The 25,358-nt window shown below is 70.1% G+C and carries 26 protein-coding genes and 1 riboswitch; of the genes, 11 read left to right on the top strand and 15 right to left on the bottom strand.

What is annotated here, in order from left to right; all coding sequences use genetic code 11:
- Positions 1–482: 482 nt before the first annotated feature.
- The 4 genes from CP983_RS23635 to CP983_RS23620 all read right to left on the bottom strand — a co-directional run bounded on the left by CP983_RS23635 (position 483) and on the right by CP983_RS23620 (position 4,077).
- Complete coding sequence (locus tag CP983_RS23635) at positions 483–2,702, bottom strand: tetratricopeptide repeat protein (RefSeq protein ID WP_150501617.1); 2,220 nt, start codon at positions 2,700–2,702, stop codon at positions 483–485.
- Between the two features lie 65 nt (positions 2,703–2,767).
- On the bottom strand, positions 2,768–3,196 hold the full coding sequence (locus tag CP983_RS23630; RefSeq protein ID WP_150501615.1) for a hypothetical protein: 429 nt from the start codon (positions 3,194–3,196) through the stop codon (positions 2,768–2,770).
- A 231-nt stretch (positions 3,197–3,427) separates the two neighbouring features.
- Positions 3,428–3,694: a DUF4031 domain-containing protein gene (locus CP983_RS23625; protein WP_268256227.1), complete on the bottom strand. Its 267-nt coding sequence runs from the start codon at positions 3,692–3,694 to the stop codon at positions 3,428–3,430.
- Positions 3,691–4,077 carry a hypothetical protein gene (locus CP983_RS23620; RefSeq protein WP_107906063.1) on the bottom strand — a complete coding sequence of 129 codons (387 nt, stop codon included), beginning with the start codon at positions 4,075–4,077 and terminating at the stop codon, positions 3,691–3,693. The genes CP983_RS23625 and CP983_RS23620 overlap by 4 nt, the downstream gene beginning before the upstream one ends.
- Positions 4,078–4,132: 55 nt before the next feature.
- Here CP983_RS23620 and CP983_RS23615 point away from each other — a divergent pair, with 55 nt between their 5' ends.
- From CP983_RS23615 to CP983_RS23605, 3 genes are read left to right on the top strand one after another with little or no spacing between them, the layout of a single operon-like run.
- Positions 4,133–5,035 (top strand): MurR/RpiR family transcriptional regulator, encoded by a 903-nt coding sequence (locus CP983_RS23615; RefSeq protein WP_107906064.1) that lies wholly within the window; start codon positions 4,133–4,135, stop codon positions 5,033–5,035.
- 58 nt (positions 5,036–5,093) lie between these two features.
- Complete coding sequence (gene murQ, locus CP983_RS23610; protein WP_150501613.1) at positions 5,094–6,029, top strand: N-acetylmuramic acid 6-phosphate etherase; 936 nt, start codon at positions 5,094–5,096, stop codon at positions 6,027–6,029.
- Positions 6,030–6,054: 25 nt separating this feature from the next.
- Entirely contained in the window at positions 6,055–6,885 is an 831-nt protein-coding gene (locus CP983_RS23605; protein ID WP_150501611.1) for an aldo/keto reductase, read from the top strand.
- On the opposite strand, the gene CP983_RS23600 is transcribed toward CP983_RS23605, so the two are convergent.
- Positions 6,874–7,137: a hypothetical protein gene (locus CP983_RS23600; protein ID WP_107906067.1), complete on the bottom strand. Its 264-nt coding sequence runs from the start codon at positions 7,135–7,137 to the stop codon at positions 6,874–6,876. The two genes, CP983_RS23605 and CP983_RS23600, sit on opposite strands and share 12 nt — an antisense overlap.
- A gap of 116 nt (positions 7,138–7,253) precedes the next feature.
- Between CP983_RS23600 and CP983_RS23595 the strand changes: the two genes are divergently transcribed.
- Genes CP983_RS23595 through CP983_RS23580 form a run of 4 tightly spaced genes read left to right on the top strand, consistent with a single transcriptional unit; the run spans position 7,254 to position 9,454 of the window.
- Entirely contained in the window at positions 7,254–8,093 is an 840-nt protein-coding gene (locus CP983_RS23595; RefSeq protein ID WP_150501609.1) for a helix-turn-helix domain-containing protein, read from the top strand.
- A complete protein-coding gene (locus tag CP983_RS23590) occupies positions 8,077–8,280 on the top strand; it encodes a DUF397 domain-containing protein (RefSeq protein WP_150501607.1) in 204 nt (67 codons plus the stop codon). The genes CP983_RS23595 and CP983_RS23590 overlap by 17 nt, the downstream gene beginning before the upstream one ends.
- A 26-nt stretch (positions 8,281–8,306) precedes the next feature.
- Positions 8,307–8,840, top strand: a complete 534-nt coding sequence (locus CP983_RS23585; protein WP_150501605.1) for a DinB family protein — start codon at positions 8,307–8,309, stop codon at positions 8,838–8,840.
- Between the two features lie 38 nt (positions 8,841–8,878).
- Positions 8,879–9,454, top strand: coding sequence for a hypothetical protein (locus CP983_RS23580; protein WP_150501603.1), 576 nt, complete (start codon positions 8,879–8,881; stop codon positions 9,452–9,454).
- A gap of 3 nt (positions 9,455–9,457) precedes the next feature.
- On the opposite strand, the gene CP983_RS23575 is transcribed toward CP983_RS23580, so the two are convergent.
- From CP983_RS23575 to thrC, 7 genes are all read right to left on the bottom strand, one after another.
- Positions 9,458–10,936 carry an MFS transporter gene (locus CP983_RS23575; RefSeq protein WP_125524024.1) on the bottom strand — a complete coding sequence of 493 codons (1,479 nt, stop codon included), beginning with the start codon at positions 10,934–10,936 and terminating at the stop codon, positions 9,458–9,460.
- A gap of 168 nt (positions 10,937–11,104) precedes the next feature.
- Positions 11,105–11,965, bottom strand: a complete 861-nt coding sequence (locus CP983_RS23570) for a metallophosphoesterase family protein (protein ID WP_150501601.1) — start codon at positions 11,963–11,965, stop codon at positions 11,105–11,107.
- 28 nt (positions 11,966–11,993) lie between these two features.
- The gene (locus CP983_RS23565; protein ID WP_107906074.1) at positions 11,994–13,121 is read right to left on the bottom strand and encodes an NADH:flavin oxidoreductase; all 1,128 of its coding nucleotides are present in this window, start codon (positions 13,119–13,121) and stop codon (positions 11,994–11,996) included.
- A gap of 349 nt (positions 13,122–13,470) precedes the next feature.
- Complete coding sequence (groL, locus tag CP983_RS23560) at positions 13,471–15,093, bottom strand: chaperonin GroEL (protein WP_107906075.1); 1,623 nt, start codon at positions 15,091–15,093, stop codon at positions 13,471–13,473.
- Between the two features lie 341 nt (positions 15,094–15,434).
- Positions 15,435–15,641, bottom strand: a complete 207-nt coding sequence (locus tag CP983_RS23555) for a cold-shock protein (RefSeq protein WP_007493268.1) — start codon at positions 15,639–15,641, stop codon at positions 15,435–15,437.
- Between the two features lie 442 nt (positions 15,642–16,083).
- Entirely contained in the window at positions 16,084–16,359 is a 276-nt protein-coding gene (locus CP983_RS23550; RefSeq protein WP_107906076.1) for a MoaD/ThiS family protein, read from the bottom strand.
- Positions 16,356–17,642: a threonine synthase gene (gene thrC / locus CP983_RS23545; protein WP_150501599.1), complete on the bottom strand. Its 1,287-nt coding sequence runs from the start codon at positions 17,640–17,642 to the stop codon at positions 16,356–16,358. The genes CP983_RS23550 and thrC overlap by 4 nt, the downstream gene beginning before the upstream one ends.
- 18 nt (positions 17,643–17,660) lie before the next feature.
- A riboswitch (SAM riboswitch) is annotated at positions 17,661–17,816 on the bottom strand.
- 147 nt (positions 17,817–17,963) lie between these two features.
- On the opposite strand from thrC, the gene CP983_RS23540 reads away from it, so the two are divergent.
- Positions 17,964–18,908, top strand: a complete 945-nt coding sequence (locus CP983_RS23540) for a glucosyl-3-phosphoglycerate synthase (protein ID WP_107906285.1) — start codon at positions 17,964–17,966, stop codon at positions 18,906–18,908.
- A 95-nt stretch (positions 18,909–19,003) separates the two neighbouring features.
- Positions 19,004–20,443 (top strand): alpha,alpha-trehalose-phosphate synthase (UDP-forming), encoded by a 1,440-nt coding sequence (locus CP983_RS23535; RefSeq protein WP_150501597.1) that lies wholly within the window; start codon positions 19,004–19,006, stop codon positions 20,441–20,443.
- A gap of 19 nt (positions 20,444–20,462) precedes the next feature.
- On the opposite strand, the gene otsB is transcribed toward CP983_RS23535, so the two are convergent.
- The 3 genes from otsB to CP983_RS23520 are packed head-to-tail and all read right to left on the bottom strand — an operon-like array spanning position 20,463 to position 22,917.
- The gene (otsB, locus tag CP983_RS23530; protein WP_150501595.1) at positions 20,463–21,344 is read right to left on the bottom strand and encodes a trehalose-phosphatase; all 882 of its coding nucleotides are present in this window, start codon (positions 21,342–21,344) and stop codon (positions 20,463–20,465) included.
- A gap of 40 nt (positions 21,345–21,384) precedes the next feature.
- Positions 21,385–21,636, bottom strand: a complete 252-nt coding sequence (locus CP983_RS23525) for a DUF3263 domain-containing protein (RefSeq protein WP_107906080.1) — start codon at positions 21,634–21,636, stop codon at positions 21,385–21,387.
- Between the two features lie 36 nt (positions 21,637–21,672).
- Positions 21,673–22,917 carry an ABC transporter substrate-binding protein gene (locus CP983_RS23520; protein ID WP_229914792.1) on the bottom strand — a complete coding sequence of 415 codons (1,245 nt, stop codon included), beginning with the start codon at positions 22,915–22,917 and terminating at the stop codon, positions 21,673–21,675.
- A 159-nt stretch (positions 22,918–23,076) separates the two neighbouring features.
- Between CP983_RS23520 and CP983_RS23515 the strand changes: the two genes are divergently transcribed.
- Positions 23,077–24,021, top strand: a complete 945-nt coding sequence (locus CP983_RS23515; RefSeq protein ID WP_150501593.1) for an ROK family protein — start codon at positions 23,077–23,079, stop codon at positions 24,019–24,021.
- A complete protein-coding gene (gene nagA / locus CP983_RS23510; RefSeq protein WP_125524032.1) occupies positions 24,021–25,232 on the top strand; it encodes an N-acetylglucosamine-6-phosphate deacetylase in 1,212 nt (403 codons plus the stop codon). Before CP983_RS23515 ends, nagA begins: the two co-directional genes overlap by 1 nt.
- Positions 25,233–25,358 lie beyond the last annotated feature (126 nt).

Here is a 25,358-nt window from a genome sequence, read left to right as displayed (position 1 = left end):
GGAGGACCAGATCGCTTCTGTCAGGGCTGCACTGGACCAGGTGCGTCGATGTATTGATCGCCTCCGGCCTGGGAGATCCTTCCGCTGCCGGAAGCTTCTGCGTGTTGCTCGACCTGATGAGGTGGTTCCGGGCTGCGAGACAAGCCCGGGGGCATGTTCCGGCTGCCGCCGACCTGTTCCACGTGGCCCTGCCCCACGACTTTCGCCCGCTGCGCGATCCGGGGCGGCGCTGCACCGGGAGACGGCGCTTTGTACTGGGCCCACCAGCCAAGTGCGGCGGCGACGACAGTGGCACTCACGGTGGCGAATGTCGCCGCGATGCTCCATCGGTCCGTCTCGTCACTGGGCATCCAGCCGAGACGTACAGCATGCGCCCCCCATAGGCACAAGCAAAACACCGTCACGCTTGCCACTACGGCGATCGTCCACCGGACCGGATGAGCTGCCATCTGTGCCTCCTGAAGGAACACTGAAGGGATTCCTCACGTCGCTGACGTCGTACGAATCTCGGCTCGGTGTATCTCGTCGGCTACCTGATCACTGAGGCTCCGTTGCGGATCTTCCTCGACCCCCAGCAGGTCAAGCGCCTCCCGATAGGAGAACCCGGCTCCCGATGTGTCTCCGACAGCCGCTTGCTGCGCGGCCAACTCGCTGAAGGCGATGACGCTCTTGTGCAGATCGGACACCGCGCGGATGGACGCGAAGGAGGCATTGCGGTGTTCGTCCGCCTCTTCAGAACGCTTCATGAAGGTGCATACACTGCTCATCAGGCCCTGGGCCAAGGCAAGTTCGTCGTCATAGCCAAGATGTCGACAGAGATCCATGCTGCGCTGCAGGCAGTCGCCGGCCTGCTCCAGCTGACCAGCCGCCGCGTACGCGGCCCCGAGCTGGGTCCAGGTGAACACGGCGCCGTAGGAGTCGCCCGCCTCCGCCCGTACGCGGATGCTCCCTTCGTACGCGATAATGGCATCGTTCGTCCGTCCCAGGGCGGCATGCACCGAGCCCAGGTTCTGGTGGGCCCAGGCTTCGCCATGAGCGTCGCCCAACCCGGCGAAGACGCTGACCGCTTCGCCAAGGATGGTGGCAGCGTCCTCGTAGCGGCGCATGTCGTGCAGGACACCTCCGAGGTGGACGGCGGCCCATCCCTCCCGCACGGTGTCACAAGTACGGCGGGCCAGCTCCAGACTCTCGCTCTGTGCCTGTCGGGCTTCTTCTGTTCGATGCTGTTCACGCAGGAGCAGTCCCAGGCTGCAGAGCAGCTGAGCCTGCCCGACCTCGTCACCGCTCTGGCGCGCGGCGACGAGAGCTGCCCGGTGCGTCGCCTCCCACTCCGGCCACAGACGGTAGTGATCGAAGTAGTGGAAGAGATGGGCAGCGGTCCGGACCGACAGGTCGGCGAATCCCATGGCGGCCGCACGGCTGACCGCTCCGACGAGGTTGGGCAGCTCAATGTCGAACCAGTCGATAGCCTGCTGACGCCGCGTCACCCATCGCTCGTCGTGAACGGCGCCTGTTTGCTGCGGTGGATAGAAGCACCGTTCCTCGGTCCGCACACGCGCGCTGTAGTGCCGCAGAATCCTTTCCAACGCCTCGTCACGGGTCTGCGCCGTCTCACGTTGAGCGAGCACTTCAGCTGCGTACAGACGGAGAAGGTCGTGCATGCTCCAGCGGTCGGACGTCGTGCCCGGCTCCAACAGGTGAGCCCGGCGCAGAGCCGACAGCGCCCGTCGTGTCTGCAGCTGTGGGCGGTCGAAGAGAACCGCCGCGGCATCAGTCGCCAGCTCCGGTCCTGGATTCAGCGACAGGAAGGTGAAGCAGGTCGCCTCATCGCCGTTCAAGCGGACAAACGACAGGTCGAAGGCGGCCCGGACAGCTCGCTCACCGTCGTCCAGAAAAGACAGTCTCGTATGGGTGTCCGCAAGGTCTTCGACCAGTTGTCCCGGGTCGGCGGCCTCGGCCAGTAGCGCCGACACGATTTCGAGGGCCAGGGGAAGGTTTCCGCACAGAGCGGCCAAAGCGGAGATCGATTCCTGGTGCGCCGGCATCACCTTGTCCGCAGTGTGCCGGATCACCGATGCAGCCAGCAGCTCGGCCGCCTGCGCTGGTGGAAGAGCTGTCAGCCGCACACTGCGCGCGCCGCGTATGCGCGGGGCGAGCAGGTCGCGTGAGGTCACCACGACACGGTGCGTCGCCGAAACGGGTAGGAGATCCGTGATCTGGCCCGCCTTGGACGCGTTGTCCAAGATCAGGAGGACGGGTTCGTTGCCCGCGGCACGTTGCGCCAGCAAGTGATGGTAGGCCGCAGCCTGTTCACCGGCTCGTGCGGGGATGTCCGCGGGTGACTGGCCCAGCGCACGCAACAGCGGGCCGAAGACCTGCGCCGCCTCCAGCGCCAGCTCTGGTTCGTAGCCGTGCAGATTGACCATGACGGCACCACCCGGAAACAGCCCCCGTTCGACCGCGCGGGCTGCCGCGTGCCAGCTCAGAGCCGTCTTCCCCACACCCGCGAGTCCCGACACCACGATGGCGGTGGACTCCGAAGAAGAGCTGAACAGGCTCTCCAACTGCTGCTGTTCACCGCCGCGCCCGATGAAGAGCGGCTGAACCGCGTCCTGGAGAGGGACCACGGGCAGAACCACCGCAGTGGACCGGGACGCGGCATCGAGGCGGACGTACATGTCCCGCCCAGCCTGGAAGACCATTCCGCGACCGTCGGCCGCACCGTCAAGACGAACCGAGGCCGGCCGTCCGGAATCAGGACTCCGCGTCACGAGTCGGAATCCCTGTAGGTGACACGCTGATCCCGGCCTGCCTGAAAGACCACCGCATGGCCCGAGGCACGGGCCTCGAGCGTCACAGGGTGCGGCGCTTCTCGCTCAGCGGCAGCCAGCAGCGGAGCGAGTCGCTGATCGAGGAAGCGGAGCAGTTGGGCTGTGCCGGCGGAGTTGCTCTGCGCCAGTTGCCGGAACCTGAGCCGCCAAAGGCCTTCCAGGGCGCGCCACCCGGAGGCATCCGGGCTTGAGCCGACTTCTGCGGCGGCCTGTCGTAACTCCATGAGGTCCGCCTCGATCCCCGCCGCCTCATGCGGCCTGAACCTCTGCCACAGCTCCACCACCGCCTGGCTCAGCCGGTCCCCGTTGTCCTGGCTGATCGCTCGGACGACTGCGGCGCCTGTTGCCGACAAGACTGCGTCCATGGCACCCCTCGTCCGATTATCCACACAGGAAACCATTCCCGTACAGATGTCGGGCTTTTATGTACATGCCATCATTCACCTGTCTGAATCCCCTCAGAAGCGGACTGCCAGGAGCACCAATGGGCGCGACTCGGAATGGGATCCGTCTCGTTCACATGCCCGACCGGCGGTGCATGGGCCCGCCTGCGGCGAGCCGCGCTGGACACCGGCCGGGCCTGCGGCGAGGAGGCGTCAGCCCCAGTCCCGCCCCTTCGGCCTCCGCAGCCCCGCCCCCTGCAACAACCGCACCACCTCACGGCTGCTGACCTCCACCGCGCCGGCGCGCACCGCGTCGGCGTACCGGTGCGAGGGTATGTCGTAGTGGTCCCGCTCGAACGCCCGCCTCGGCACGCCCAACTTCTCGGCGAACGTGTGCAGTTCGTCGTACGAGAGGTCGCTGACGAGGTGCGACCACATCCGGCCGTGTCCCGGCCAGGTGGGCGGGTCGATGTAGATCACGAGGCCGGCGTCCCGCCCGCGGCCGCCGGACCCAGCGAGCCGACCGCCGCGACCTTCACGCCCGCCTGATGGCACACCCAGTGCGGATCGGGCCCCAGTTCCGGCTCGACCTCCAGCGCGTGCGGGTCGCCGTCACCGCACACCGGGCAGAGCGGCCAGCGCCCGAACCGGTCCAGCAGCGCGTCCTGTACGTCCTGGGCGACCAGCCCCGCCACGTACTCCACGCCGTCCGGCCACTGCTCCACCCACCAGCGCCGCTGTACGACCGCCTCCTCGACCAGCGACACGACGTCCGCCTCGGCGGCCTCGCCCGCGACCAGGTCGGCGAGCACGAGGGCGCGGGCGGTGTGCAGCGCCTGTTCCAGCGGAGTGACGGGTTCCATGCTCCTATTGTGCGCACTCTTGACCACGCCCCGGATCTGAAAATACCTTTCAAGTGTGCCTCATGAAGTGAAGGAAACTTTCGACCGCGCTCCCGCGCCCGCCGCCCTCGCGGCCAAGGTCCGCACGCTCGCCCCGTCGATGACCCGCTCCATGCAGCGCGTCGCCGAAGCGGTCGCGAACGACCCGGCGGGCTGCGCGGCCCTCACCGTCACCGGCCTCGCCGAACTCACCGGCACCAGCGAGGCCACGGTCGTGCGCACCGCCCGCCTCCTCGGCTACCCCGGCTACCGTGACCTGCGCCTCGCCCTGGCCGGACTCGCCGCCCAGCAGCAGTCGGGCCGCGCCCCGGCCATCACGACCGACATCGCGGTGGACGACCCCATCGCGGACGTCGTCGCCAAGCTCGCCTACGACGAGCAGCAGACCCTCGCCGACACGGCCGCCGGGCTCGACACGGTCCAGCTGGGCGCGGCGGTGTCGGCCGCCGCCACGGCCCGCCGGATCGACGTGTACGGCGTCGGGGCGTCGGGGCTCGTCGCGCAGGATCTGGCGCAGAAGCTGCTGCGGATAGGCCTGATAGCCCACGCGCACAGCGATCCGCATCTCGCCGTGACGAACGCTGTGCAGCTGCGCGCCGGTGACGTGGCCATCGCCATCACGCACTCCGGGTCCACCGGTGACGTCATCGAGCCGTTGCGGGTCGCCTTCGAGCACGGGGCGACGACCGTCGCGATCACCGGGCGGCCGGACGGGGCGGTGACCCAGTACGCCGACCACATCCTCACGACCTCGACGGCCCGGGAGAGCGAGTTGCGGCCCGCCGCGATGTCGTCCCGGACCAGTCAACTGCTCGTCGTGGACTGCCTGTTCGTGGGGGTGGCCCAGCGGACGTACGACACGGCGGCGCCGGCGCTCGCCGCGTCCTACGAGGCACTGGCGCATCGGCATCGTCGTTAGACCGTAGGTCCGCCGGTTGCGGGTCACCGCACCGAAGTCGAAAAGAGCCGTCTGTCCCATGACCTCCGCACCCACCCCCCGCAACCTCCGTGCCGAGTTGGACACCCTGACCACGGAGGCGTTCCGGCCCGAGCTCGCCGAGATCGACCAGCTCCCCACTCTCGACATCGCCCGGCTCATGAACGGCGAGGACGCCTCCGTGCCGGCCGCCGTCGCCTCGCGGCTGCCCGAGATCGCCGCCGCCATCGACGCCGTCGCCGAGCGCATGGCACGCGGCGGGCGGCTCGTCTACGCCGGTGCCGGCACCGCCGGCCGCCTCGGGGTCCTCGACGCCTCCGAGTGCCCGCCCACCTTCAACACCGACCCCACCGAGGTCGTCGGCCTCATCGCGGGCGGCCCGGAGGCGATGGTCACCTCGATCGAGGGCGCCGAGGACTCCAAGGACCTGGCCCGCACCGACCTCGACGCCCTGGTACTCACCCCCGACGACACGGTGGTCGGCATCTCGGCCTCCGGCCGCACCCCGTACGCCGTCGGCGCCGTCGAACACGCCCGCCGCCAGGGTGCGTTGACCATCGGCCTGTCCTGCAACCCGGGCAGCGCCCTCGCCGCGGCCGCCGAGCACGGCATCGAGGTCGTCGTGGGCCCGGAGCTGCTCACCGGCTCGACCCGGCTGAAGGCCGGCACCGCCCAGAAGCTCGTGCTCAACATGCTGTCGACGATCACGATGATCCGGCTCGGCAAGACCTACGGGAACCTCATGGTCGACGTCCGCGCCTCCAACGAAAAGCTCCGCGCCCGCTCCCGCCGTATCGTCGCCCTCGCCACCGGCGCGACCGACCCCGACATCGAACGGGCCCTGACGGAGGCGGGCGGCGAGGTGAAGACGGCCATCCTGATCCTCCTCGCCGACACGGACGGACCCACCGCGACCCAGCTCCTGACCGACTCCGACGGCCATCTGCGAGCGGCTCTGAAATCGGCGGGGGAATGACCAACTCCGCTGCTAGCGTGGCCACATGACGGCATCGGAGACGTTCCTCATCGGCGGCGATCTGGAAGTACGACGGCTCGGGTTCGGGGCGATGCATCTGCGGCCGGAGCCCGCGCAGGACCGGGCCGCCGCCGTCGCGGTCGCCCGGCGGGCCGTGGAACTCGGCGTCACGCTGATCGACACGGCCCACATGTACGGCTGGGGCGCCAACGAGGATCTCCTCGCCGAGGCCCTGCACCCCTACCCGGACGACCTCGCCATCGCCACGAAGGTCGGGTTCCGTCAGACCACCACCGACCAGGGCTGGCGGTACGCCGGCGCCCCCGACGAACTGCGCGAACAGGTCGACGAGGCCCTGCGCCGCCTCCGCCTGGACCGGATCGACCTGCTCCAGCTCCACCGCCTCGACCCCGGCGTCCCCCTGGCCGACCAGCTCGGCGCCCTCCGCGACCTGCGCGACGAGGGCAAGATCGCCCGGATCGGTCTCTCCGAGGTCGACGAGGGCGAACTCGCCGCCGCCCGCGCCGTCGTGGACATCGCGAGCGTCCAGAACCGGTACAACCTCCTCGACCGCGAGCACGAGCCCGTCCTCAAGGTGTGCGAGGAAGCCGGTATCGCCTTCCTGCCGTGGCGGCCGGTGGCGGCCGGCGCCTCCGGTGCGCAGTCGGAGCAGATCGCCACGATCGCGAAGGAACTCGACGCCACCCCGACCCAGGTCGCCATCGCCTGGCTCCTCGCCCACTCACCGGTGATCGTCCCGATCCCCGGCACGTCGAGCATCGCGCACCTGGAGGAGAACCTCGGAGCGGCCGCCGTACACCTCGGCCAGGACCAGTACGACCGCCTAACGCGGTAACCTCCCGGCCCGGTTGACCCGCCGGACCCGTTCCAGCAGTTCCTCCTTCGCCGGCGCCGGCTCCAACGGCTCCCCGCGCAACACCGCCACGAGCCGCTCCGCCGTGCGCACATTGCACCGCCCCAACTGCACCAGGGCGAACGGCTCCTCACCGGCGCCGGTCACCGGGTCCACGCACAGGGACGGCAACACGACTCCCACGCCCCCGAGGGCCTCCCGCAGCAACGCCACGACTTCTTCGGTCGACCGCACGCCTCATCCACCTCTCCACGCAGAGTTCACCGTTCACAACACAGCGTGGCGATCTCGCCTCTAACCTGGCCAGAGGGGGCGCCCCAACAATCTCTGCTGTACGACCGGGAGTTGCCGTGCCGGGACCCAAGGACCTGGATCCATCCTCATCGCCGCGCGCGCTGCTGGGCGCGGAGCTGCGGCACGCCCGCGAGAAGGCGGGCCTCAGCCAGGAGAAGCTGGGCCAACTGCTGTTCGCCAGCGGCTCGTTCGTCGGGCAACTGGAGGCAGGCACGCGGCGGATCCAGCCAGAACAGGCCCGCTTGTTGGACGAAGCACTGGGTACGGGGGACTTCTTCCAGCGGAACTTCAGGGCCGCGTCGAAGTCGAAGTATCCGGAGCACTTCGCGGAGGCCGCGGAAGCCGAGACCGAGGCAACGGCCATCCGGGAGTACGCACCGCTGCTGATCCCCGGACTGCTCCAGACGCCCGCGTACGCACGGGCCGTGAACCGGGCGTACGACCCCATCGCGCCGGAGGAGATCATCGAGGAGTGGGTGGAGGGTCGGATGGCGCGGACCCGGCTGCTCGATCACCCAACAAAGCCCTTGTTGTGGGCCGTGCTCGACGAGGCGGCGTTGCGCCGGGTGACCGGCGGCCGTTCCGTCATGGCCGAAGCCCTGCGCCACATCGCGGCCCTGGCTCGCCGGAACCGGGTCATCGTGCAGGTGCTGCAGTTCAGCGCTGGTGCGCACGCCGCGATGAAGGGGCCCCTGAAGCTGATGGAGTTCGAGGACGCCCCTCCACTGGCCTACCTCGAAGGGGTCGGCACCGGACGACTGGAGGACGACCCGGCCACCGTCGCCCACATGAAGTTCACCTACGAACTCCTCGCGGCCGCAGCACTCTCGCCCGAGAAGTCCCTGGCCTTGATCGATGCGTTGGCCCAGGATTACTCCCATGACGAGCATCCCTGACCACGACCTGAGCGCCGCCACATGGCACAAGTCGAGCTACAGCGGCGGCGGGGGTGACAACTGCCTCGAAGTCACCCACGACTTCCCCACCGTCGTCCCCGTCCGCGACTCCAAGACCCCCCACGGCCCAGCCCTCATATTTCCCGCATCCGTTTGGGCCGCCTTCGTCAATGCGGTCAGGATCTGACCTAAACGGTTCCTACCGTAGGGGTCATGAACGAGACCTCGAACAACACCGTCACCGACGAGCGCTCCGACCTCCTGGAGACGCTGGCCAAGCACCGGCACTTCCTGCGGTTCACCACCCGGGACCTCACCGACTATCAGGCGGGGCAGCGGAGCACGGCCAGTGAGCTGTGTGTCGGCGGCCTGATCAAGCACGTCACGTCGACGGAGCGGAACTGGGCGGAATTCATCCAGCGGGGCCCGGCGGCCATGGGCGACTTCAAGAACATGACCGAGGCGGACTTCGCGAAGCGGGCCGACGACTTCCGGATGCTGCCCGGCGAGACGCTGGAGGGCGTCCTGGCGGCGTACGAGGAAGTGGCCGCCGTGACCGACAAGCTGGTCGCGGACCTGCCCGACCTGAACGTCTCCCACCCGCTGCCGGAGGCCCCGTGGTTCGAGCCCGGCGCGCGCTGGTCGGCCCGCAGGGTGCTGCTGCACATCATCGCCGAGACGGCGCAGCACGCCGGCCACGCCGACATCATCCGGGAGTCCCTGGACGGCGCGAAGAGCATGGGCTGACGGACGGTGTACGGGCGTGGGGCTGCACACTGGGTCGTATGAACCACGCCCAACTGACGGCACTGGGCCGAGCCCTCCGCCTGCTCGGCGAGCACGGCGAGGCCCTGACCGCCGACACGCCGGACGCCCGGCTGCACGAGGTCAAGGCGGATCTGCGCCGCGCCATCGATCTGCTCGACGAGAGCGTCTCGACGGCCGCCCGGACGACCCGGTGTCCGGAGCACCCGGGCGGCCCGGTGGACCCCGCGGCGCCGGACCTGTGCCTGCTGTGCGAGACCCGGCGCAGATCGGCCCGCCGCTCCGAGTACGGCGGCTCGGGCCCGGCGGCCCCGCAGGCGCCCGAGCACCCGGTGCCGTCCCGCTACGGCGTCCGCGGTGACCGCCCGCAGCCCCAGCAGCGCTGGCTGCCGGAGCTGTGGAACGGGCAGGAGTGGCAGCTGTGCGGGACGCCGCGCCGCGACCGCCGGGAGGCCGAGCTGTACATCGCCGCCCAGCGTCGCGGCCCGCGTCCCGCGATGGCCTACCGGCTCGTGCACGAGTTCACCGACTACGAGGTGCTGCGGGTGTGGGGCACTCCGGTGAAGGTCGACATCGAGCCGCTGGGCAATCTGTAGCGGCTACTTCGCCGTCGCTCGCGCCGGCTCCGACGCCGGCTGTGCCACGGGCGCCCCGGCGGCGGCCGACCCCTGGCGCGGGATGAAGGACGCCACGACGAAGGCCAGCAGTGCCGCGCCGGCGCCCACCGCGAGGACCACCTTGAAGGCGTTCTCGGACGGGAGGGCGTAGCCGCCGAAGTCCGTCGTCATCTGGGCGAGGATCACACCCGCGACGGCGCTCGCGGTGGACGTGCCGAGGGAGCGCATCAGCGTGTTGAGGCTGTTCGCGGCGGCCGTCTCCGACGCGGGCACCGCGCCCATGATCAGGGCGGGCATGGAGCCGTAGGCGAAGCCGATGCCCGCGCCGATGACGCAGGCGACCAGGATGAAGTGCCAGACCTGGGACATCAGGACGATGTTGAGGCTGTAGCCCGCGGCCACGATCAGGACACCGATCATCAGTGTGACCTTGGGGCCCTTGGCCCGGGAGATGGCCGCCGACACCGGGGCCGTGGCCATCATGACCAGGCCGGACGGCGCCAGGCACAGGCCCGCGACCAGCATCGACTTGCCGAGGCCGTAGCCGGTCTGGGCGGGGAGCTGGAGGAGCTGCGGCAGGACGAGGCTCATCGCGAACATCGCGAAGCCCACCGCGATCGAGGCCAGGTTGGTGACCAGCACCTGCCGGCGGGCCGTCGTACGGAGGTCGACCAGCGGCTGCTCGATGCGCAGCTCCCACCAGCCCCAGGCGAGCAGGATCAGCACGGCCGCCACGAACAGACCGAGCGTCGTGCCGCTGGTCCAGCCCCAGTCGGCACCCTTGGAGATGCCGAGCAGCAGACACACGAGCCCGACGGCCATACCTATGCCGCCGACCAGGTCGAAGCGCCCGCCGGTGCGCACCTTCGACTCGGGCACGAACAGCAGCACGCACCCGAGGGCCACGACACCCAGACCGGCCGACGTCCAGAACAGGACGTGCCAGTCGAAGTTGTCGGCGATGAGCGCGGCGGCGGGCAGGCCGAGGGCGCCGCCGATGCCGAGGGAGGCGCTCATCAGGGCGGTGGCCGAGCCGAGGCGCTCGGCGGGAAGCTCGTCGCGCATGATGCTGATGCCGAGCGGGATCACACCGGAGGCCAGACCCTGGAGCACCCGTCCGACGATCATCGGGACCAGGGCGTCGCTCAGGCCGCAGACCACCGAGCCGCCGATCAGCATGACGACGCTGACCAGCAGCATCCGCCGCTTGCCGTACATGTCGCCGAGACGGCCCATCACGGGTGTCGCGACGGCGGCGGCGAGCAGCGTCGCCGTGACCGCCCAGGCGGTGTCGGAGGCCGGGGCGTCCAGCAGCTTCGGCAGCTCCGGGACGATCGGGATGACCAGCGTCTGCATCAGCGAGACGACGATTCCGGCGAAGGCCAGCACCGCCACCACGGCGTTCGACCGGGGCGGGGCGCCGGCCCCCGCCTCGGCGGGAGGAGCAGGGGCGTGGGACATGGCGGGGCCTCCGTGGGCGTACGAGCAGGAAGGGTGCCTGATCGAACTGACTGATTGACCTGGGCAACCTTAAGTCAGTTGATTGACTTACTCAAGCGACGCAGGTCACGCCCCCTGCCCGAACGGATGCGGGGCGCATCCAGGGCCGGAGGCGGGACCCGGGCCGGCTCAGCCCTCCCGCTCGATGAGCGCCCGCACCTGGCCCTCGTCCAGCTCGTACACCGTCTCGTGCGCCCGGGGGTCGCGGGCATGGAAGGTGTGGAACAGGGGGCCGTCCGGGCCGTCCAGCTCAAGGAGGGACGCCGACGCGCCGCGCACCACGCGTTCCGTGCCGGGTGCCGTCGTCAGGTCGACGCGGCTGACGACGCCGGGGGTGACCCAGACGGGCACGGCGGCCAGGAAGCCGAAGAGCTGGAGGTGGTAGTGCCCGGCCAGGACGAGGCGTACGTCGCTGCCCCGGATCACCTCGGCGAGGTCGCCGGGGTCGCGCAGGCCGAAGACCGGCTGGGTCGCCGAGATGTCGAGGGCGATCGGCGGGTGGTGGAGGGCGAGCACGGTGCCCCGCTCGGCCGGGGTGCTCAACACACGCTTCAGCCAGTCGAGTTGGTCCGCGCCCAGATGGCCGTGCACCTTGCCCGGCACCAGCGAGTCCAGGGTCACGAACCGCACGCCCCCGACCGTGGTCACGGCCGCCCGCTCACCGGCCTCGGAGTCGAGCACCAGCTCCGGCTCCGCATGGCCGCTGCCGAGCACCTTGCCGAAGGCCACGCGTTCGTCGTGATTGCCGGTCGTGTAGAAGACCGGTGCGGCGAGCGGGCGCGCGAACTCGCCCACCAGTTCGCGTACCGCCGTATACGCCTCCACGGCGCCGTCGTCCGCGATGTCCCCCGTGACGACGATCGCGTCGACGGCCCGCAGGTGCCTCAGTTCGGCGAGCATCAGCCGGAGCGAGTCGGTGGCGTTGACGCCGTACTTGTTGGGGGCGTCGGACTTCTCCACATGGGTGTCGGAGAGATGAAGGATCCTCATCTCTCCGACGTTAGCCGCGAGTCGGGGCTCAGCTCAGGGTCTTCAGCGACGCCGCGTCGTACGGCGCCAGCTCGCCGAAGCGGCCGTCCAGCACCTTCGCCGCCCACTCGGGGTCCTGGAGCAGCGCGCGGCCGACGGCGACGAAGTCGAACTCCTCGGACTCCAGACGGTCCAGGAGGTCGTCGATGCCCTTGAGCCCGGAGCCCTGGCCGGCGAAGGCGCCCAGGAACTCGCCGTCCAGGCCGACCGAGCCGACGGTGATGGCGGGCTTGCCGGTCAGCTTCTTGGTCCAGCCCGCGAGGTTGAGGTCGGAGCCGTCGAACTCCGGGATCCAGTAGCGGCGGGTGGAGGCGTGGAAGGCGTCGACGCCGGCCGCGGCGAGCGGGGCCAGAATGGCCTCCAGCTCCTCGGGGGTCTCGGCGAGACGGGCGTCGTAGGCCTCCTGCTTCCACTGCGAGTAGCGGAAGATGACGGGGAAGTCCGGGGAGACGCGCTCGCGTACGGCGGCCACGATCTCCGCGCCGAAGGCCGCACGGGCGACGGGGTCACCGCCGTAGGCGTCCGTGCGGCGGTTGGTGCCCTCCCACAGGAACTGGTCGACGAGGTAGCCGTGGGCGCCGTGGATCTCCACGCCGTCGAAGCCGATGCGCTCGGCGTCCGCGGCGGCCTCGGCGAAGGCGCCGATCACGTCGTCCAGGTCACGCCGCGTCATCGCCCTGCCGGTGACCTCCTCGGCCCCGATCCGCAGCCCGGACGGACCCACCGCGGGCGCCTCGGCGTACGGCGGCTGGCCCTGCTCGCGCACCATGCCGATGTGCCACAGCTGCGGCACGATGGTGCCGCCCGCGGCGTGCACCGCGTCGGCGACCTTCGCCCAGCCGGCGAGCTGCTCCTCACCGTGGAACCGCGGCACCCGGTCGCTCTGCCCGGCGGACTCGTGCCCGACGTACGTCCCCTCGGTCACGATCAGCCCCACACCGGCGGCGGCCCGCCGCGAGTAGTACGACTCCACGTCCGCCCCCGGCACACCACCCGGCGAGAACATCCGCGTCATCGGCGCCATCACGATGCGGTTGGGAACGGTGAGGCCGTTGATCGCAGTCGGCCGAGCCAGAATCTGCGCCGCACGAGAGGCAGCGGGCTGAGTGACGGTCACGTGGGGGCTCCTGGGAAGAGGGGTCTGTCTATACCGGTCAGTATGTGCACACGCATTGTTGCACCTCATTAAGCAACGATGAGTGTGAGACTCCGCATTCCCGGGGAGCACAATCGGTTTGCGAGCGACTGCGGGTGCGTGGGGGCTGGTCGCGCAGTTCCCCGCGCCCCTGGAGGGCGCGCGGCGGACGCCCTTCTTTTAGGGGCGCGGGGAACTGCGCGAGCAACCACGAACCACCCGCACCCGCCAACGCACCGAGGGCGGCACCCCCTGTCGCGAATGTCGCAACAAGAGGTGCCGCCCTCGGGAAGGACGTTGATCAACCGGAGACCGGAGCCTCCGCGGTCGATCAGAAGTCCATGTCACCGCCCGGCATGCCGCCGCCGGCGGGCGCGGCGGCCTTCTCCGGCTTGTCGGCGATGACGGCCTCGGTGGTGAGGAACAGCGCGGCGATCGACGCGGCGTTCTGCAGCGCGGAACGCGTCACCTTCGCCGGGTCGATGATGCCCTCGGCGATCATGTCGACGTACTCACCCGTGGCGGCGTTCAGACCGTGGCCGACGGCCAGGTTGCGCACCTTCTCCACGACGACGCCACCCTCGAGACCACCGTTGACGGCGATCTGCTTCAGCGGGGCCTCCAGCGCGAGCTTCACGGCGTTGGCACCGGTCGCCTCGTCGCCGTCGAGCTCCAGCTTCTCGAAGACCGCGGAAGCCTGGAGCAGAGCCACGCCACCACCGGCGACGATGCCCTCCTCGACGGCCGCCTTGGCGTTGCGCACGGCGTCCTCGATGCGGTGCTTGCGCTCCTTGAGCTCCACCTCGGTCGCGGCACCGGCCTTGATGACGGCCACGCCGCCCGCGAGCTTCGCCAGGCGCTCCTGGAGCTTCTCGCGGTCGTAGTCCGAGTCGCTGTTCTCGATCTCGGCGCGGATCTGGTTGACGCGACCCGCGACCTGGTCCGAGGAGCCGGCACCGTCGACGATGGTGGTCTCGTCCTTGGTGATGACGACCTTGCGGGCCTTGCCAAGGAGGTCCAGGGAGGTGTTCTCGAGCTTGAGACCGACCTCCTCGGAGATGACCTCGCCACCGGTGAGGATGGCGATGTCGTTCAGCATCGCCTTGCGACGGTCACCGAAGCCCGGGGCCTTGACGGCGACGGACTTGAAGGTGCCGCGGATCTTGTTGACGACCAGGGTCGACAGGGCCTCGCCCTCGACGTCCTCGGCGATGATCAGCAGCGGCTTGCCCGACTGCATGACCTTCTCCAGGAGCGGGAGCAGGTCCTTGACGGAGCCGATCTTGGAGTTGGCGATCAGGATGTACGGGTCGTCGAGCGACGCCTCCATCCGCTCCATGTCGGTGGCGAAGTACGCCGAGATGTAGCCCTTGTCGAAGCGCATACCCTCGGTGAGCTCCAGCTCCAGACCGAAGGTCTGGGACTCCTCGACGGTGATGACGCCTTCCTTGCCGACCTTGTCCATCGCCTCGGCGATGAGCTCGCCGATCTGGGTGTCGGCGGCGGAGATGGAGGCCGTGGAAGCGATCTGCTCCTTGGTCTCGACATCCTTGGCCTGCTCGAGCAGGGCGGCGGAGACGGCCTCGACGGCACGCTCGATACCGCGCTTGAGGGCCATCGGGTTGGCGCCGGCGGCTACGTTGCGCAGGCCCTCCTTGACCAGGGCCTGGGCGAGAACGGTCGCGGTGGTCGTACCGTCACCGGCGACGTCGTCCGTCTTCTTGGCGACTTCCTTGACCAGCTCGGCGCCGATCTTCTCGTACGGGTCCTCGAGCTCGATCTCCTTGGCGATGGAGACACCATCGTTGGTGATCGTGGGGGCGCCCCACTTCTTCTCGAGGACGACGTTGCGACCCTTGGGGCCGAGCGTCACCTTGACGGCGTCCGCGAGCTGGTTCATGCCGCGCTCGAGGCCGCGCCGCGCCTCCTCGTCGAACGCGATGATCTTGGCCATGTGAAGTGGTCCCTCCAGGACTGGGGGTGATTCCTTCGGACCGCGCCCGCGCCCGCGACGGACGGCTCACATGCCTCGTGGTTCCTTGCCCCACCTGGCCTGCGGGCCTCACCGACCCGGTCCTTCTTTGTCACTCTCACCTTCAGAGTGCTAACGCCAATGATTAGCACTCGACCCATGCGAGTGCAAGCGGCTCTCGGGGATCGGGCGAGGCGCTCCGCCGGGGGCGAACAGGGCGCGAACGGGTCCCGGACAGGTCGCGAACACGACGAAGGGCCCGCACCCCGAGGAGGTGCGGGCCCTTCGAAGAAGTACGTCGCTGCTGTTAGTCGACGCGTGCTTCAGCCGGTCGCCAGTCGGACCATGTCCGCCTGCGGCCCCTTCTGACCCTGCGAGATCTCGAAATCGACCCGCTGGCCCTCTTCCAGGGTGCGGTAACCGTCCATCTGGATCGCGCTGTAGTGGACGAAAACATCCGCACCACCGTCGACCGCGATGAAGCCGTACCCCTTCTCCGCGTTGAACCACTTGACGGTGCCCTGAGCCATGCCTAACTCCCCTATTACTGGCCCTTGCACAGATCCACACTTCGCGGATCCGGGTCAGACCTCACCCCCCATCGGTCGGGGGCGTGCGCCGGAACGCGTCGACCGCGGCTGAATGTATCTGCCCAACTGCCGTCTGCAACAGGTCAATCGGACGAGAAATCCGGGCACGACCGGTCGGGAATGTGGGGACAATTCCGCTGACTTCAGGTCAAGTCGGACCCGGCATACGGAACAAAAGCCGCAAAAAACCCGCACACTTTGGCTACTTCTTGTCGGGCTTACGGCAGAAATTCAAGGCAACCGACTCGGAGATCAGCGGCACGTTCCCCAACTGTACCTCGCTCAACCACACAGAATTGCCCCCTCCGCTTCTCTCACGGAGGGGGCAATTCGGTGAACTCTCAGTAACCTGGGTTACCGAAGGTAATGATCGGTCATTCGGTCAGCCGCCGGCGACGGCCGGGATGATGGAAACGCCCGCGCCGTCCGGGGTCGCCGTCTCGAGGCCCTGCTCGAAACGCACGTCGTCGTCGTTGACGTAGACATTGACGAACCGGCGCAGCTTGCCCTGGTCGTCGAGCACCCGGGCGGCGATCCCGGTGTGGTTCTTCTCCAGGTCGGTGATGACCTCGGCGAGGGTGCCGCCCTCGGCGGCGACCTCGGCCTGCCCGCCGGTGTAGGTGCGCAGGATGGTCGGGATGCGAACGGTCACGCTCATGCGAGGCCAGCCTCTCGGAAGGAGTCCAGGTTCGGGCGGATGGTGGCGGTGAGGCCGGTGCCGGCCACCGCGTCCAGCGTCTTGAGGCCGTCGCCGGTGTTCAGTACGACGGTGGTCCTGGTGGGGTCGAGGACGCCGTTCTCGATCAGCTTCTTCGTCACACCCACGGTCACCCCACCGGCGGTCTCCGCGAAGATGCCCTCGGTCCGGGCGAGGATCTTGATCGCGTCGACGACCTGCTCGTCCGTCACATCCTCCACGAACCCGCCGGTGCGGCGCGCGATGTCGAGGACGTACGGCCCGTCGGCCGGGTTGCCGATGGCCAGCGACTTGGCGATGGTGTTCGGCTTCTGCGGGCGGACCACGTCGTGGCCGGCCTTGAACGCGGTCGACACCGGCGAGCAGCCCTCGGCCTGCGCACCGAAGATCTTGTACGGCTTGTCCTCGACGAGCCCGAGCTTGATCAGCTCCTGGAGCCCCTTGTCGATCTTCGTGAGCTGCGAGCCGGACGCGATCGGGACGACCAGCTGGTCCGGGAGCTGCCAGCCGAGCTGCTCGCAGATCTCGTACGCCAGGGTCTTGGAGCCCTCGGCGTAGTAGGGCCGCAGGTTGACGTTGACGAAACCCCAGCCCTCGCCGGCCGGGTCGCCGATCAGCTCGGAGCAGAAGCGGTTCACGTCGTCGTAGTTGCCCTCGATGCCGACGAGCTCGCCGCCGTAGATCGCGGCCATCACGACCTTGCCCTGCTCCAGGTCGTGCGGGATGAACACGCACGAGCGGAAGCCGGCGCGGGCGGCCGCGGCACCCACCGCGCCGGCCAGGTTGCCGGTGGAGGAGCAGGAGAGCGTGGTGAAGCCGAAGGCGCGGGCGGCCTCCAGGGCCTGGGCGACGACACGGTCCTTGAAGGAGTGCGTCGGGTTGCCGGAGTCGTCCTTGACGAACAGCTTGCCGGCGTCGACGCCGAGCTCGTTCGCGAGGTGGTCGGCCTTGACGAGCTTGGTCCAGCCGGGGTTGAGGTTCGGCTTGTCGGCGACGTTGGCCGGGACGGGCAGGAGCGGCGCGTAGCGCCAGATGTTCGCGGGGCCCGCTTCGATCCGCTTGCGGAGCTCCTCGGCGTCGTAGGCCGAGAAGTCGTAGGCGATCTCCAGCGGGCCGAAACACTCCTCGCACGCGAAGACCGGGCCGAGCGGTACCCGGTGACCGCACTCGCGGCAGGAGAGCGCCGCGGCGGGGCCGAGGTCTACGGTGGATTCGGTGGTGCTTGCAACAGTCTGCGCAGCCATGTGAGGCGAGGCCCTTTCTCCTCATCTTCCTCACGACGCATCTCGCCGTGAGACGGATTTGGCACCTTCCCTAGCCGGGAGCCTCGCGGAACGATCAACACTGATCTACGAGAACCGACTGGAGGGTTGCCGGGGCTTCATCGGGCCGTATCCCTCTGCCCCTCTGGATGAGCGGTATTCGGTTGTGGACGACGGCCGACCTCGGACATGCGATGGTCATCCGCGTTGTTCAAGACTGTAACCGAACGCCAGGACAGTTGAGCTAGCCGTCCGAACCGCGAGATGGATCACAGACGTCCCGACAGTGAGGAGCCGCCGACCGTGCTGGAAGAAGCAGAGCGCTGGCTGAGCAGCCGCTCCTGGTCCGTTGCCGACCGCCCGCTGCATCACATCCTGGCCGCCAAACAGCGCTCGGGCCAGTCGGTGTCCGTCGTGCTGCCCGCGCTCAACGAGGAGGAGACGGTCGGCGAGATCGTCGCGATCATCGCCCATGACCTCGTCCGGCAGGTCCCGCTGGTCGACGAGATCGTGGTCGTCGACTCCGGCTCCACCGACCGCACCTCCGAGGTCGCCGCCGCGGCGGGCGCCCGCGTGGTGCACCGCGACGAGATCCTGCCGCGCGTCCCGGCCGTGCCCGGCAAGGGCGAGGTCCTGTGGCGCTCCCTGCTCGTGACCGGCGGCGACATCGTCTGCTTCATCGACGCCGACCTGAAGGAGTTCTCCTCCGACTTCGTCTCCGGGATCGTCGGCCCGCTGCTCACCGACCCCGGCGTGGACCTGGTCAAGGCGATGTACGACCGCCCGCTCGCCGGTGCGGCCGGGCAGGGCGGCCGGGTCACCGAGCTGATGGCGCGCCCGCTGCTGAACATGCACTGGCCGCAGCTCGCCGGCTTCGTGCAGCCGCTCGGCGGCGAGTACGCGGCCCGCCGCAGCCTGCTGGAACAGCTCCCGTTCCCCGTCGGGTACGGCGTCGAGCTGGGCATGCTGGTCGACGCGCTGCACCTGGTGGGGCTCGACGCGCTGGCCCAGGTGGACGTGGGGGTGCGCAAGCACCGGCACCAGGACGGGCAGGCGCTCGGCCGGATGTCCGCCGCGATCTACCGCACGGCGCAGCTGCGGCTCGCCCGCGGGCACCTGGTGCGCCCGTCCCTGACCCAGTTCGAGCGCGGCGAGGACGGTTTCGAGCCGCGTACGTACTCCGTGGACACCGAGGAGCGGCCGCCGATGGTGGAGATCGCCGAGTACGCGACGCGGAAGGTCGCGTAAACGCCGGAAACCGGCCGTATACAGGGCTGACAAGAGCCCCCCACTGAGCGGAACCGCACGTTTGAGCGTTTCCTGGGAGGGCTAGGTTGAGGCTTATGGCTTCCACGCAGGATGCGCCGGGTGCGCACGGTGCTGCCAAGGTGCTCGTCGCGTCGAACCGCGGCCCGGTCTCGTACCAGGTGGGCGACGACGGCTCGCTGACCTCCAGGCGCGGCGGCGGCGGAGTCGTCTCCGGGCTGTCGGCGATCGGGCCGGACGCGGGCGCCCTGTGGGTGTGCTCGGCGCTGTCCGACGGCGACCGCGAGGCGGTGCGGCGCGGGGTCGGCGAGGACGGCGTGCTGATGCTGGACATCCCGGCCGACGTGCACGCGGACGCGTACAACGGCATCGCCAACTCGGTGCTGTGGTTCGTCCATCACATGCTCTACCAGACGCCGCTGGAGCCGGTCTTCGACGCGGAGTTCCGCCGGCAGTGGGCGTCCTACGAGGCGTACAACCGCGCCTTCGCCGAGGCGCTGGCCGGGCGGGCGGCGCCGGGGGCGGCGGTGGTGGTGCAGGACTATCACCTGACGCTGGTGCCGGGGATGCTGCGTGAGCTGCGCCCCGACCTCAGGATCGGCCACTTCTCGCACACGCCGTGGGCGCCGCCGGAGTACTTCCGGATGCTGCCCGACGACATCGCCGAGCAGGTGTTGCGCGGGATGCTGGGCGCGGACCGGCTGGGGTTCCTCACCCGGCGGTGGGCGGACGCCTTCGAGGCGTGCTGCGCCCGGTTCGCCGACGGGCTCGGAGGCACGCGGATCGGCGTGCACGGGCTGGGCGCGGACGCGGACTTCCTGCGCGAACGCTCGCACCGGGCGGACGTGACGGAGCGGATGACCGCGCTCCGCGACGAGATCGGCTCGGCCCCGGACGGCACCGCCCGCAGGACGATCGTGCGGGTCGACCGGACCGAGCTGTCCAAGAACATCGTCCGCGGCCTGCTCTCCTACCGGCAGCTCCTCGACGACCACCCCGAGTGGCGCGAGCGGGTGGTGCACGTGGCCTTCGCCTACCCCTCGCGGCAGGACCTGGCGGTGTACCGGGACTACACGGCCGAGGTGCAGCGGCTGGCGGACGAGCTCAACTCGCAGTACGGCACGCCGGGTTGGACGCCGGTCGTGCTGCACGTCAAGGACGACTTCGCCCGCTCGCTCGCCGCCTACCGGCTCGCGGACGTGGCGCTGGTCAATCCCATCCGGGACGGCATGAACCTCGTCGCGAAAGAGATGCCGCTCGTCTCCGACGAGGGGTGCGCGCTGGTGCTGTCGCGGGAGGCCGGGGCCCACGAGGAACTCGGCGAGGACGCGATCACCGTCAACCCGTACGACGTGGTCGGCACGGCACGGGCGCTGCACGAGGCGCTGTCCGTGGGGCCGGAGGAGCGGGCGGAGCGCTCGAAGCGCCTGGCGGCCGCAGCGACCGCGCTACCGCCCGCCCAGTGGTTCCTGGACCAGCTGCACGCACTGGAGGAGCAGCCCGGCCCGTCCGCCTGAGCGGAGGCGGGGCCAGGGGTCAGCCGGCGGCGGCGATCGCCCGCAGCAGCCGTACGACCCCTGCCGGGCCGTCCACCACGACGTCCGCCCGCTCCGACAGTTCGGTGACCTCCTCGCTGCCGCTGCACACCAGCAGGCCGGGGGTGCCGTCGGAGCGGAGTTTGTCGACGGCGGCGTAGGCGGGCAGGTCGCCGAGGTCGTCGCCGGCGTACAGGACGCACTCGGCGCCGAGCTCGCGGACGTACTCGCTCAGCGCGACGCCCTTGTCCATGCCGGGCGGGCGCAGTTCCAGGACCATGCGGCCGGGTTCGACGATCAGGCCGTTGCGCACCGCCAGGTCGGCGAGGGGGTTGCGCAGGGCCTCGAAGGTGCCCTGCGGGTCGGCGGCACGGCGGGTGTGGACGGCGACGGCGTGTCCCTTGTCCTCGGTCCAGGTGCCGGTCGCGGCGCCGTTCGCTTCGAGGATGCCGGGCAGTTCGGCCCGCACGGCCGCGACGCCGGGGTGCGGGTCGGGTGCGGTGACCTCGCCGCTGACGGCGTCCCAGCGCTCGGCGCCGTAGTGCCCGAGCACGACGAGGTGCTCAAGGCCGGGGACGCCGGCGAATCCGCCGTACCGCACGGCGACATCGGCCGGGCGGCCGGTGATCACGGCGACGGCGGCGACCTTCGGGGCGAGCGCCGTGAGCGCCGGCAGGGCGTCGGGGTGGGCCCGCGCCTGCTCCGGGTCCGGCACGATCGGGGCGAGCGTCCCGTCGAAGTCCAGGGCGATCAGTGCCCGCGCGGGCCGCGCGAGGAGTGCGGCGAGCCCGTCGCGTCCGTTCGCGGTCGCGGGGGTGGGCAGAGGGGCCGTGGAGTCGGCCCGGTCGGGGTCGGTCAGATCCTTTTCCTGGTCACTGGCCATACAAGGACCCTATCCAGCGAGGGCTCCGCGCACCCCTCGCTCAGCGCTCCGCCCGCCGGGCCTCCCGGACCCGCCGCAGCCGGTTCACCGTGACGGGGTCGTGGGCCAGGGCCCTGGGGTCGTCCAGCAGGGCGTTCAGCAGCTGGTAGTAGCGCACGGGGGCCAGGCCCAGTTCCTCGCGTATCGCGCGCTCCTTGACGCCGGGGCCCGGAAAGCCCCGGCGTTCCAGAGCGAGGATGGCCCGCTCGCGGTCGGCGAGGGCGGCCTCGGGCGGGTCCTGGTGCTGGTCCATGGCTCGCACCGTAACCCCCGCCACCGACAACGGCCGCTACTCGGCGCTCTCGGCCCGCGTCGCCGTCGACTGGAGGCCGCCCAGGATCGCCGACGGGCTGCCGCCGGAGGTGACGGTGCTGCCTATGCGCTTCTTGATGTCCGCGCTGACCTCGGCCCAGGACGTGCGGCCGACCGGGTAGAGCTCGGAGAGCGGGAGCCGCTCCAGGAAGGGCTTGAGGTCGGCGTCCTGCTTTGCCGCGGTCATCACCGTGGACGCGGAGTTCGTCACCGGCAGCAGGTCGTACTCGCGGGAGAAGTCCAGGACGTTCTGCTTGTCGTAGACGAAGTCGAGGAAGTCGCCCACCTCCTCGGCGTGGCCGTTCTCCTTGAAGGCCATCATCCAGTCCGCCACGCCCATGGAGACCTTGCTCGGGCCGTCGATGCCGGGCATCGGCACCATGCCGAACTTCACGCCCTTCTTCTTGGCCATCTGCATCAGGGACGGGTGGCCGTTGAGCATGCCGACGTCACCGGCCGCGAAGGCGGCGAACGCGTCGGCGCGGTTGAGCTCGCCGGGTGCGACCGGGCCGGTGAGGTCCTTGCCGACCAGGTTGTCCTTCAGCCAGTCGAGGGTGGCGACGTTCTCGGAGGAGTCGATGCTGTACGTGCCGAGGTCGCTGTCGGTGTAGCCGCCCCCGCCGCTGAGCAGCCACTGCATCGTCTCGGCCTGCGCCTCCTCGGCACCGAGCGGCAGCGCGTACGGCGTCTTCACGCCCTGTGCCTTGAGCGCCTCGGCGTCGGCGGCCAGCTCCTTCCAGGTGGTCGGCGCGGAGATGCCGGCCTTCTCGAAGAGCGTCTTGTTGTAGAAGAGCAGCCGCGTGGAGGAGGCGAACGGGATGCCGTACTGCACGTCCCGCACCCGGCCCGCGTCCGCGAACTGGGCGACGAAGTCGGCCTGCACGGGGATGGAGAGCAGGTCGTCGGCCCGGTAGAGCAGGCCCTGCGCGGCGTAGTCGGCGTACGCGCCGATCTGGGCCATGTCCGGCGCCTTCCCGGCGTCGACCATCTTCTTGACCTTGGCGTCGACGTCGTTCCAGGAGTACACGGTGACGTCGACCGTGACGCCGGGGTGCTCGGCCTCGTAGGCCGTGACGAGCTTGTCCCAGTACTTCTGGGAGCCGTTGGACTCGCTGTCGCCGTAGTCCGCGGCGACCAGCCGCAGGGTCACGTCGTCCGAGCCGCCGGTCAGCCCGCAGCCGCCCAGGGCCGCCGTCAGACCCAGCGCGGACACCGCCGCCATCGCTCCCGTACGCCTACGACCACGACTACGCCCCTGCACGCCAAACCGCCCCACGCCCATGTTCGAAATTTTCGAAACGTCATACATATTGCCCCCATAAGGTCTACACCACGTAAGTGGACTAGACCTCTCGCGGGTGCGCAAGCCACACTGTCCCCCGTGAGACATGTCATCGCCCTCGATGTGGGCGGCACCGGGATGAAGGCCGCCCTCGCGGGCGCGGGCGGTGAGCTGCTCCATCAGGCCCGCCGTCCGACCGGACGCGAGCGCGGACCGGACGCGGTGGTCGAGGGCATCCTCGACTTCGCCGCGGAGCTTCGCGCGCACGGCGAGGAGCGCTTCGGCGAGCCCGCGGCCGCCGTCGGCGTCGCCGTGCCCGGCATCGTCGACGAGGAGCACGGCATCGCCGCCTACGCGGCCAACCTGGGCTGGCGGGACGTACCCCTGCGCCGGCTCATGTCCGAGCGGCTCGGCGGCGTCCCCGTCGCCCTCGGCCACGACGTACGCACCGGCGGTCTCGCCGAGGGCCGGATCGGCGCGGGCCGGGGTGCCGACCGCTTCCTGTTCGTGCCGCTCGGCACCGGGATCGCCGGCGCCATCGGCATCGACGGCCGGGTGGAGGCGGGCGCCCACGGCTTCGCGGGCGAGATCGGCCACATCGTCGTACGGCCGGGCGGTGCCCCTTGCCCGTGCGGCCAGCGCGGCTGCCTGGAGCGGTTCGCGTCCGCCGCGGCGGTGAGCGAGGCGTGGGCCGCCGCCTGCGGGGACCCGGAGGCGGACGCCGCGGACTGCGCCAAGGCCGTCGCGTCCGGCGACCCGAACGCCGTACGGATCTGGCAGGAGGCCGTGGACGCCCTCGCCGACGGCCTGGTCACCGCTCTCACCCTGCTGGACCCCCGCACCCTGATCATCGGTGGCGGCCTGGCCGAGGCGGGGGAAACCTTGTTCACACCACTGCGGGACGCGGTCCGGCAGCGGGTCACTTTCCAGAAGCTGCCGTCCATCGTCCCCGCGGCCCTGGGCGACACGGCCGGCTGCCTCGGCGCCGGGCTGCTGGCCTGGGATCTCCTCGACAACACCGACCGTACGGAGGTAACTCCCTGATGGCAGCCGACCTGGGGGCGCGGGGAACTGCGCGACAAGCCACGGAACGCCCGCACCCCGCAACCGACAAGGCGCCCCTCGTCCTGTCCGGCGCCAACGTGGTCATGCCGACGGGAATCCTCAAAGAGGGCCAAGTGGTCATCGACGGCACGCGCATCGCCGGCGCGGCCCCGGAGAACGCTCACCACATCGACGTGACCGGCCACTGGCTCCTGCCGGGCTTCGTGGACATCCACAACCACGGCGGCGGCGGCGCCTCCTTCACCTCGGGCACCCCCGAGGACGTGCTGAAGGGCATCCACACCCACCGTCTGCACGGCACCACCACCCTCGTCGCCTCCACCGTCACCGGCGACATGGACTTCCTCGCCCGGCGCGCGGGCCTGCTGGCGGAGCTCGCCGAGCAGGGCGACATCGCGGGCATCCACTTCGAGGGACCGTTCATCTCCCCGTGCCGCAAGGGCGCGCACTCCGAGGAGCTGCTGCGCGACCCCGACCCGGCGGACGTGCGCAGGCTGGTCGACGCCGCCCGCGGCCACGCGACGATGGTCACCCTCGCCACCGAACTGCCGGGCGGCATCGACTCCGTACGCCTCCTCGCCGAGCGCGGCGTCATCGCGGCGATCGGGCACACCGACGCCAGCTACGAGCAGACGGTGGAGGCGATCGAGGCGGGCGCGACGGTCGCCACGCACCTCTTCAACGCGATGCCGCCGCTCGGCCACCGCGAGCCGGGCCCGATCGCGGCCCTGCTGGAGGACGAGCGCATCACGGTCGAGCTGATCAACGACGGCACGCACCTGCACCCGGCGTCCCTGCAGCTGGCGTTCCATCACGCGGGCGCCGACCGGGTCGCGTTCATCACGGACGCGATGGACGCGGCCGGCTTCGGCGACGGCCGCTACATGCTCGGCCCGCTGGAGGTCGAGGTCGCCGACGGGGTGGCCCGGCTGGTCGAGGGCGGCTCGATCGCGGGCTCGACCCTCACCCTGGACCGCGCCTTGAAGCGGGCGGTCACCGTCGACCGACTGCCCGTCGAGGACGCGGTGACGGCCCTGTCCGCCAACCCCGCCAAGCTGCTCGGCCGCTACGACCGCATCGGCTCGCTGGAGCCCGGCAAGGACGCCGACCTGCTCGTTCTGGACTCCGACTTCGACCTCAAGGGCGTGATGCGCCGGGGCGAATGGGTGGTCGATCCACAACTGGGGTGATGTGTCCGCCTGTTGGGGGCGGTGGTTGTCCTGCGAGACTGGGACGGCCGCCGCCCGTTTGGCATGATCGGCATCTGCCGGAGGGAACAACCGGCAGACGGACGGCGCACACATGCTGAACTCTTC

It is taken from the genome of Streptomyces chartreusis, from assembly GCF_008704715.1.
Taxonomy (GTDB): Bacteria; Actinomycetota; Actinomycetes; order Streptomycetales; family Streptomycetaceae; genus Streptomyces; species Streptomyces chartreusis.
This window is presented reverse-complemented; position numbering and strand designations above follow the sequence as displayed.

Excerpts from the sequence above, each read along its gene's own strand:
- CP983_RS23635 (WP_150501617.1), bottom strand. The coding sequence starts at position 2,702 with ATGGTCTTCCAGGCTGGGCGGGACATGTACGTCCGCCTCGATGCCGCG.
- CP983_RS23630 (WP_150501615.1), bottom strand. The coding sequence starts at position 3,196 with ATGGACGCAGTCTTGTCGGCAACAGGCGCCGCAGTCGTCCGAGCGATC.
- CP983_RS23620 (WP_107906063.1), bottom strand. The coding sequence starts at position 4,077 with ATGGAACCCGTCACTCCGCTGGAACAGGCGCTGCACACCGCCCGCGCC.
- murQ (WP_150501613.1), top strand. The coding sequence starts at position 5,094 with ATGACCTCCGCACCCACCCCCCGCAACCTCCGTGCCGAGTTGGACACC.
- CP983_RS23605 (WP_150501611.1), top strand. The coding sequence starts at position 6,055 with ATGACGGCATCGGAGACGTTCCTCATCGGCGGCGATCTGGAAGTACGA.
- CP983_RS23590 (WP_150501607.1), top strand. The coding sequence starts at position 8,077 with ATGACGAGCATCCCTGACCACGACCTGAGCGCCGCCACATGGCACAAG.
- CP983_RS23585 (WP_150501605.1), top strand. The coding sequence starts at position 8,307 with ATGAACGAGACCTCGAACAACACCGTCACCGACGAGCGCTCCGACCTC.
- CP983_RS23580 (WP_150501603.1), top strand. The coding sequence starts at position 8,879 with ATGAACCACGCCCAACTGACGGCACTGGGCCGAGCCCTCCGCCTGCTC.
- CP983_RS23575 (WP_125524024.1), bottom strand. The coding sequence starts at position 10,936 with ATGTCCCACGCCCCTGCTCCTCCCGCCGAGGCGGGGGCCGGCGCCCCG.
- CP983_RS23570 (WP_150501601.1), bottom strand. The coding sequence starts at position 11,965 with ATGAGGATCCTTCATCTCTCCGACACCCATGTGGAGAAGTCCGACGCC.
- groL (WP_107906075.1), bottom strand. The coding sequence starts at position 15,093 with ATGGCCAAGATCATCGCGTTCGACGAGGAGGCGCGGCGCGGCCTCGAG.
- CP983_RS23555 (WP_007493268.1), bottom strand. The coding sequence starts at position 15,641 with ATGGCTCAGGGCACCGTCAAGTGGTTCAACGCGGAGAAGGGGTACGGC.
- CP983_RS23550 (WP_107906076.1), bottom strand. The coding sequence starts at position 16,359 with ATGAGCGTGACCGTTCGCATCCCGACCATCCTGCGCACCTACACCGGC.
- thrC (WP_150501599.1), bottom strand. The coding sequence starts at position 17,642 with ATGGCTGCGCAGACTGTTGCAAGCACCACCGAATCCACCGTAGACCTC.
- CP983_RS23535 (WP_150501597.1), top strand. The coding sequence starts at position 19,004 with ATGGCTTCCACGCAGGATGCGCCGGGTGCGCACGGTGCTGCCAAGGTG.
- otsB (WP_150501595.1), bottom strand. The coding sequence starts at position 21,344 with ATGGCCAGTGACCAGGAAAAGGATCTGACCGACCCCGACCGGGCCGAC.
- CP983_RS23525 (WP_107906080.1), bottom strand. The coding sequence starts at position 21,636 with ATGGACCAGCACCAGGACCCGCCCGAGGCCGCCCTCGCCGACCGCGAG.
- CP983_RS23520 (WP_229914792.1), bottom strand. The coding sequence starts at position 22,917 with ATGGCGGCGGTGTCCGCGCTGGGTCTGACGGCGGCCCTGGGCGGCTGC.
- nagA (WP_125524032.1), top strand. The coding sequence starts at position 24,021 with ATGGCAGCCGACCTGGGGGCGCGGGGAACTGCGCGACAAGCCACGGAA.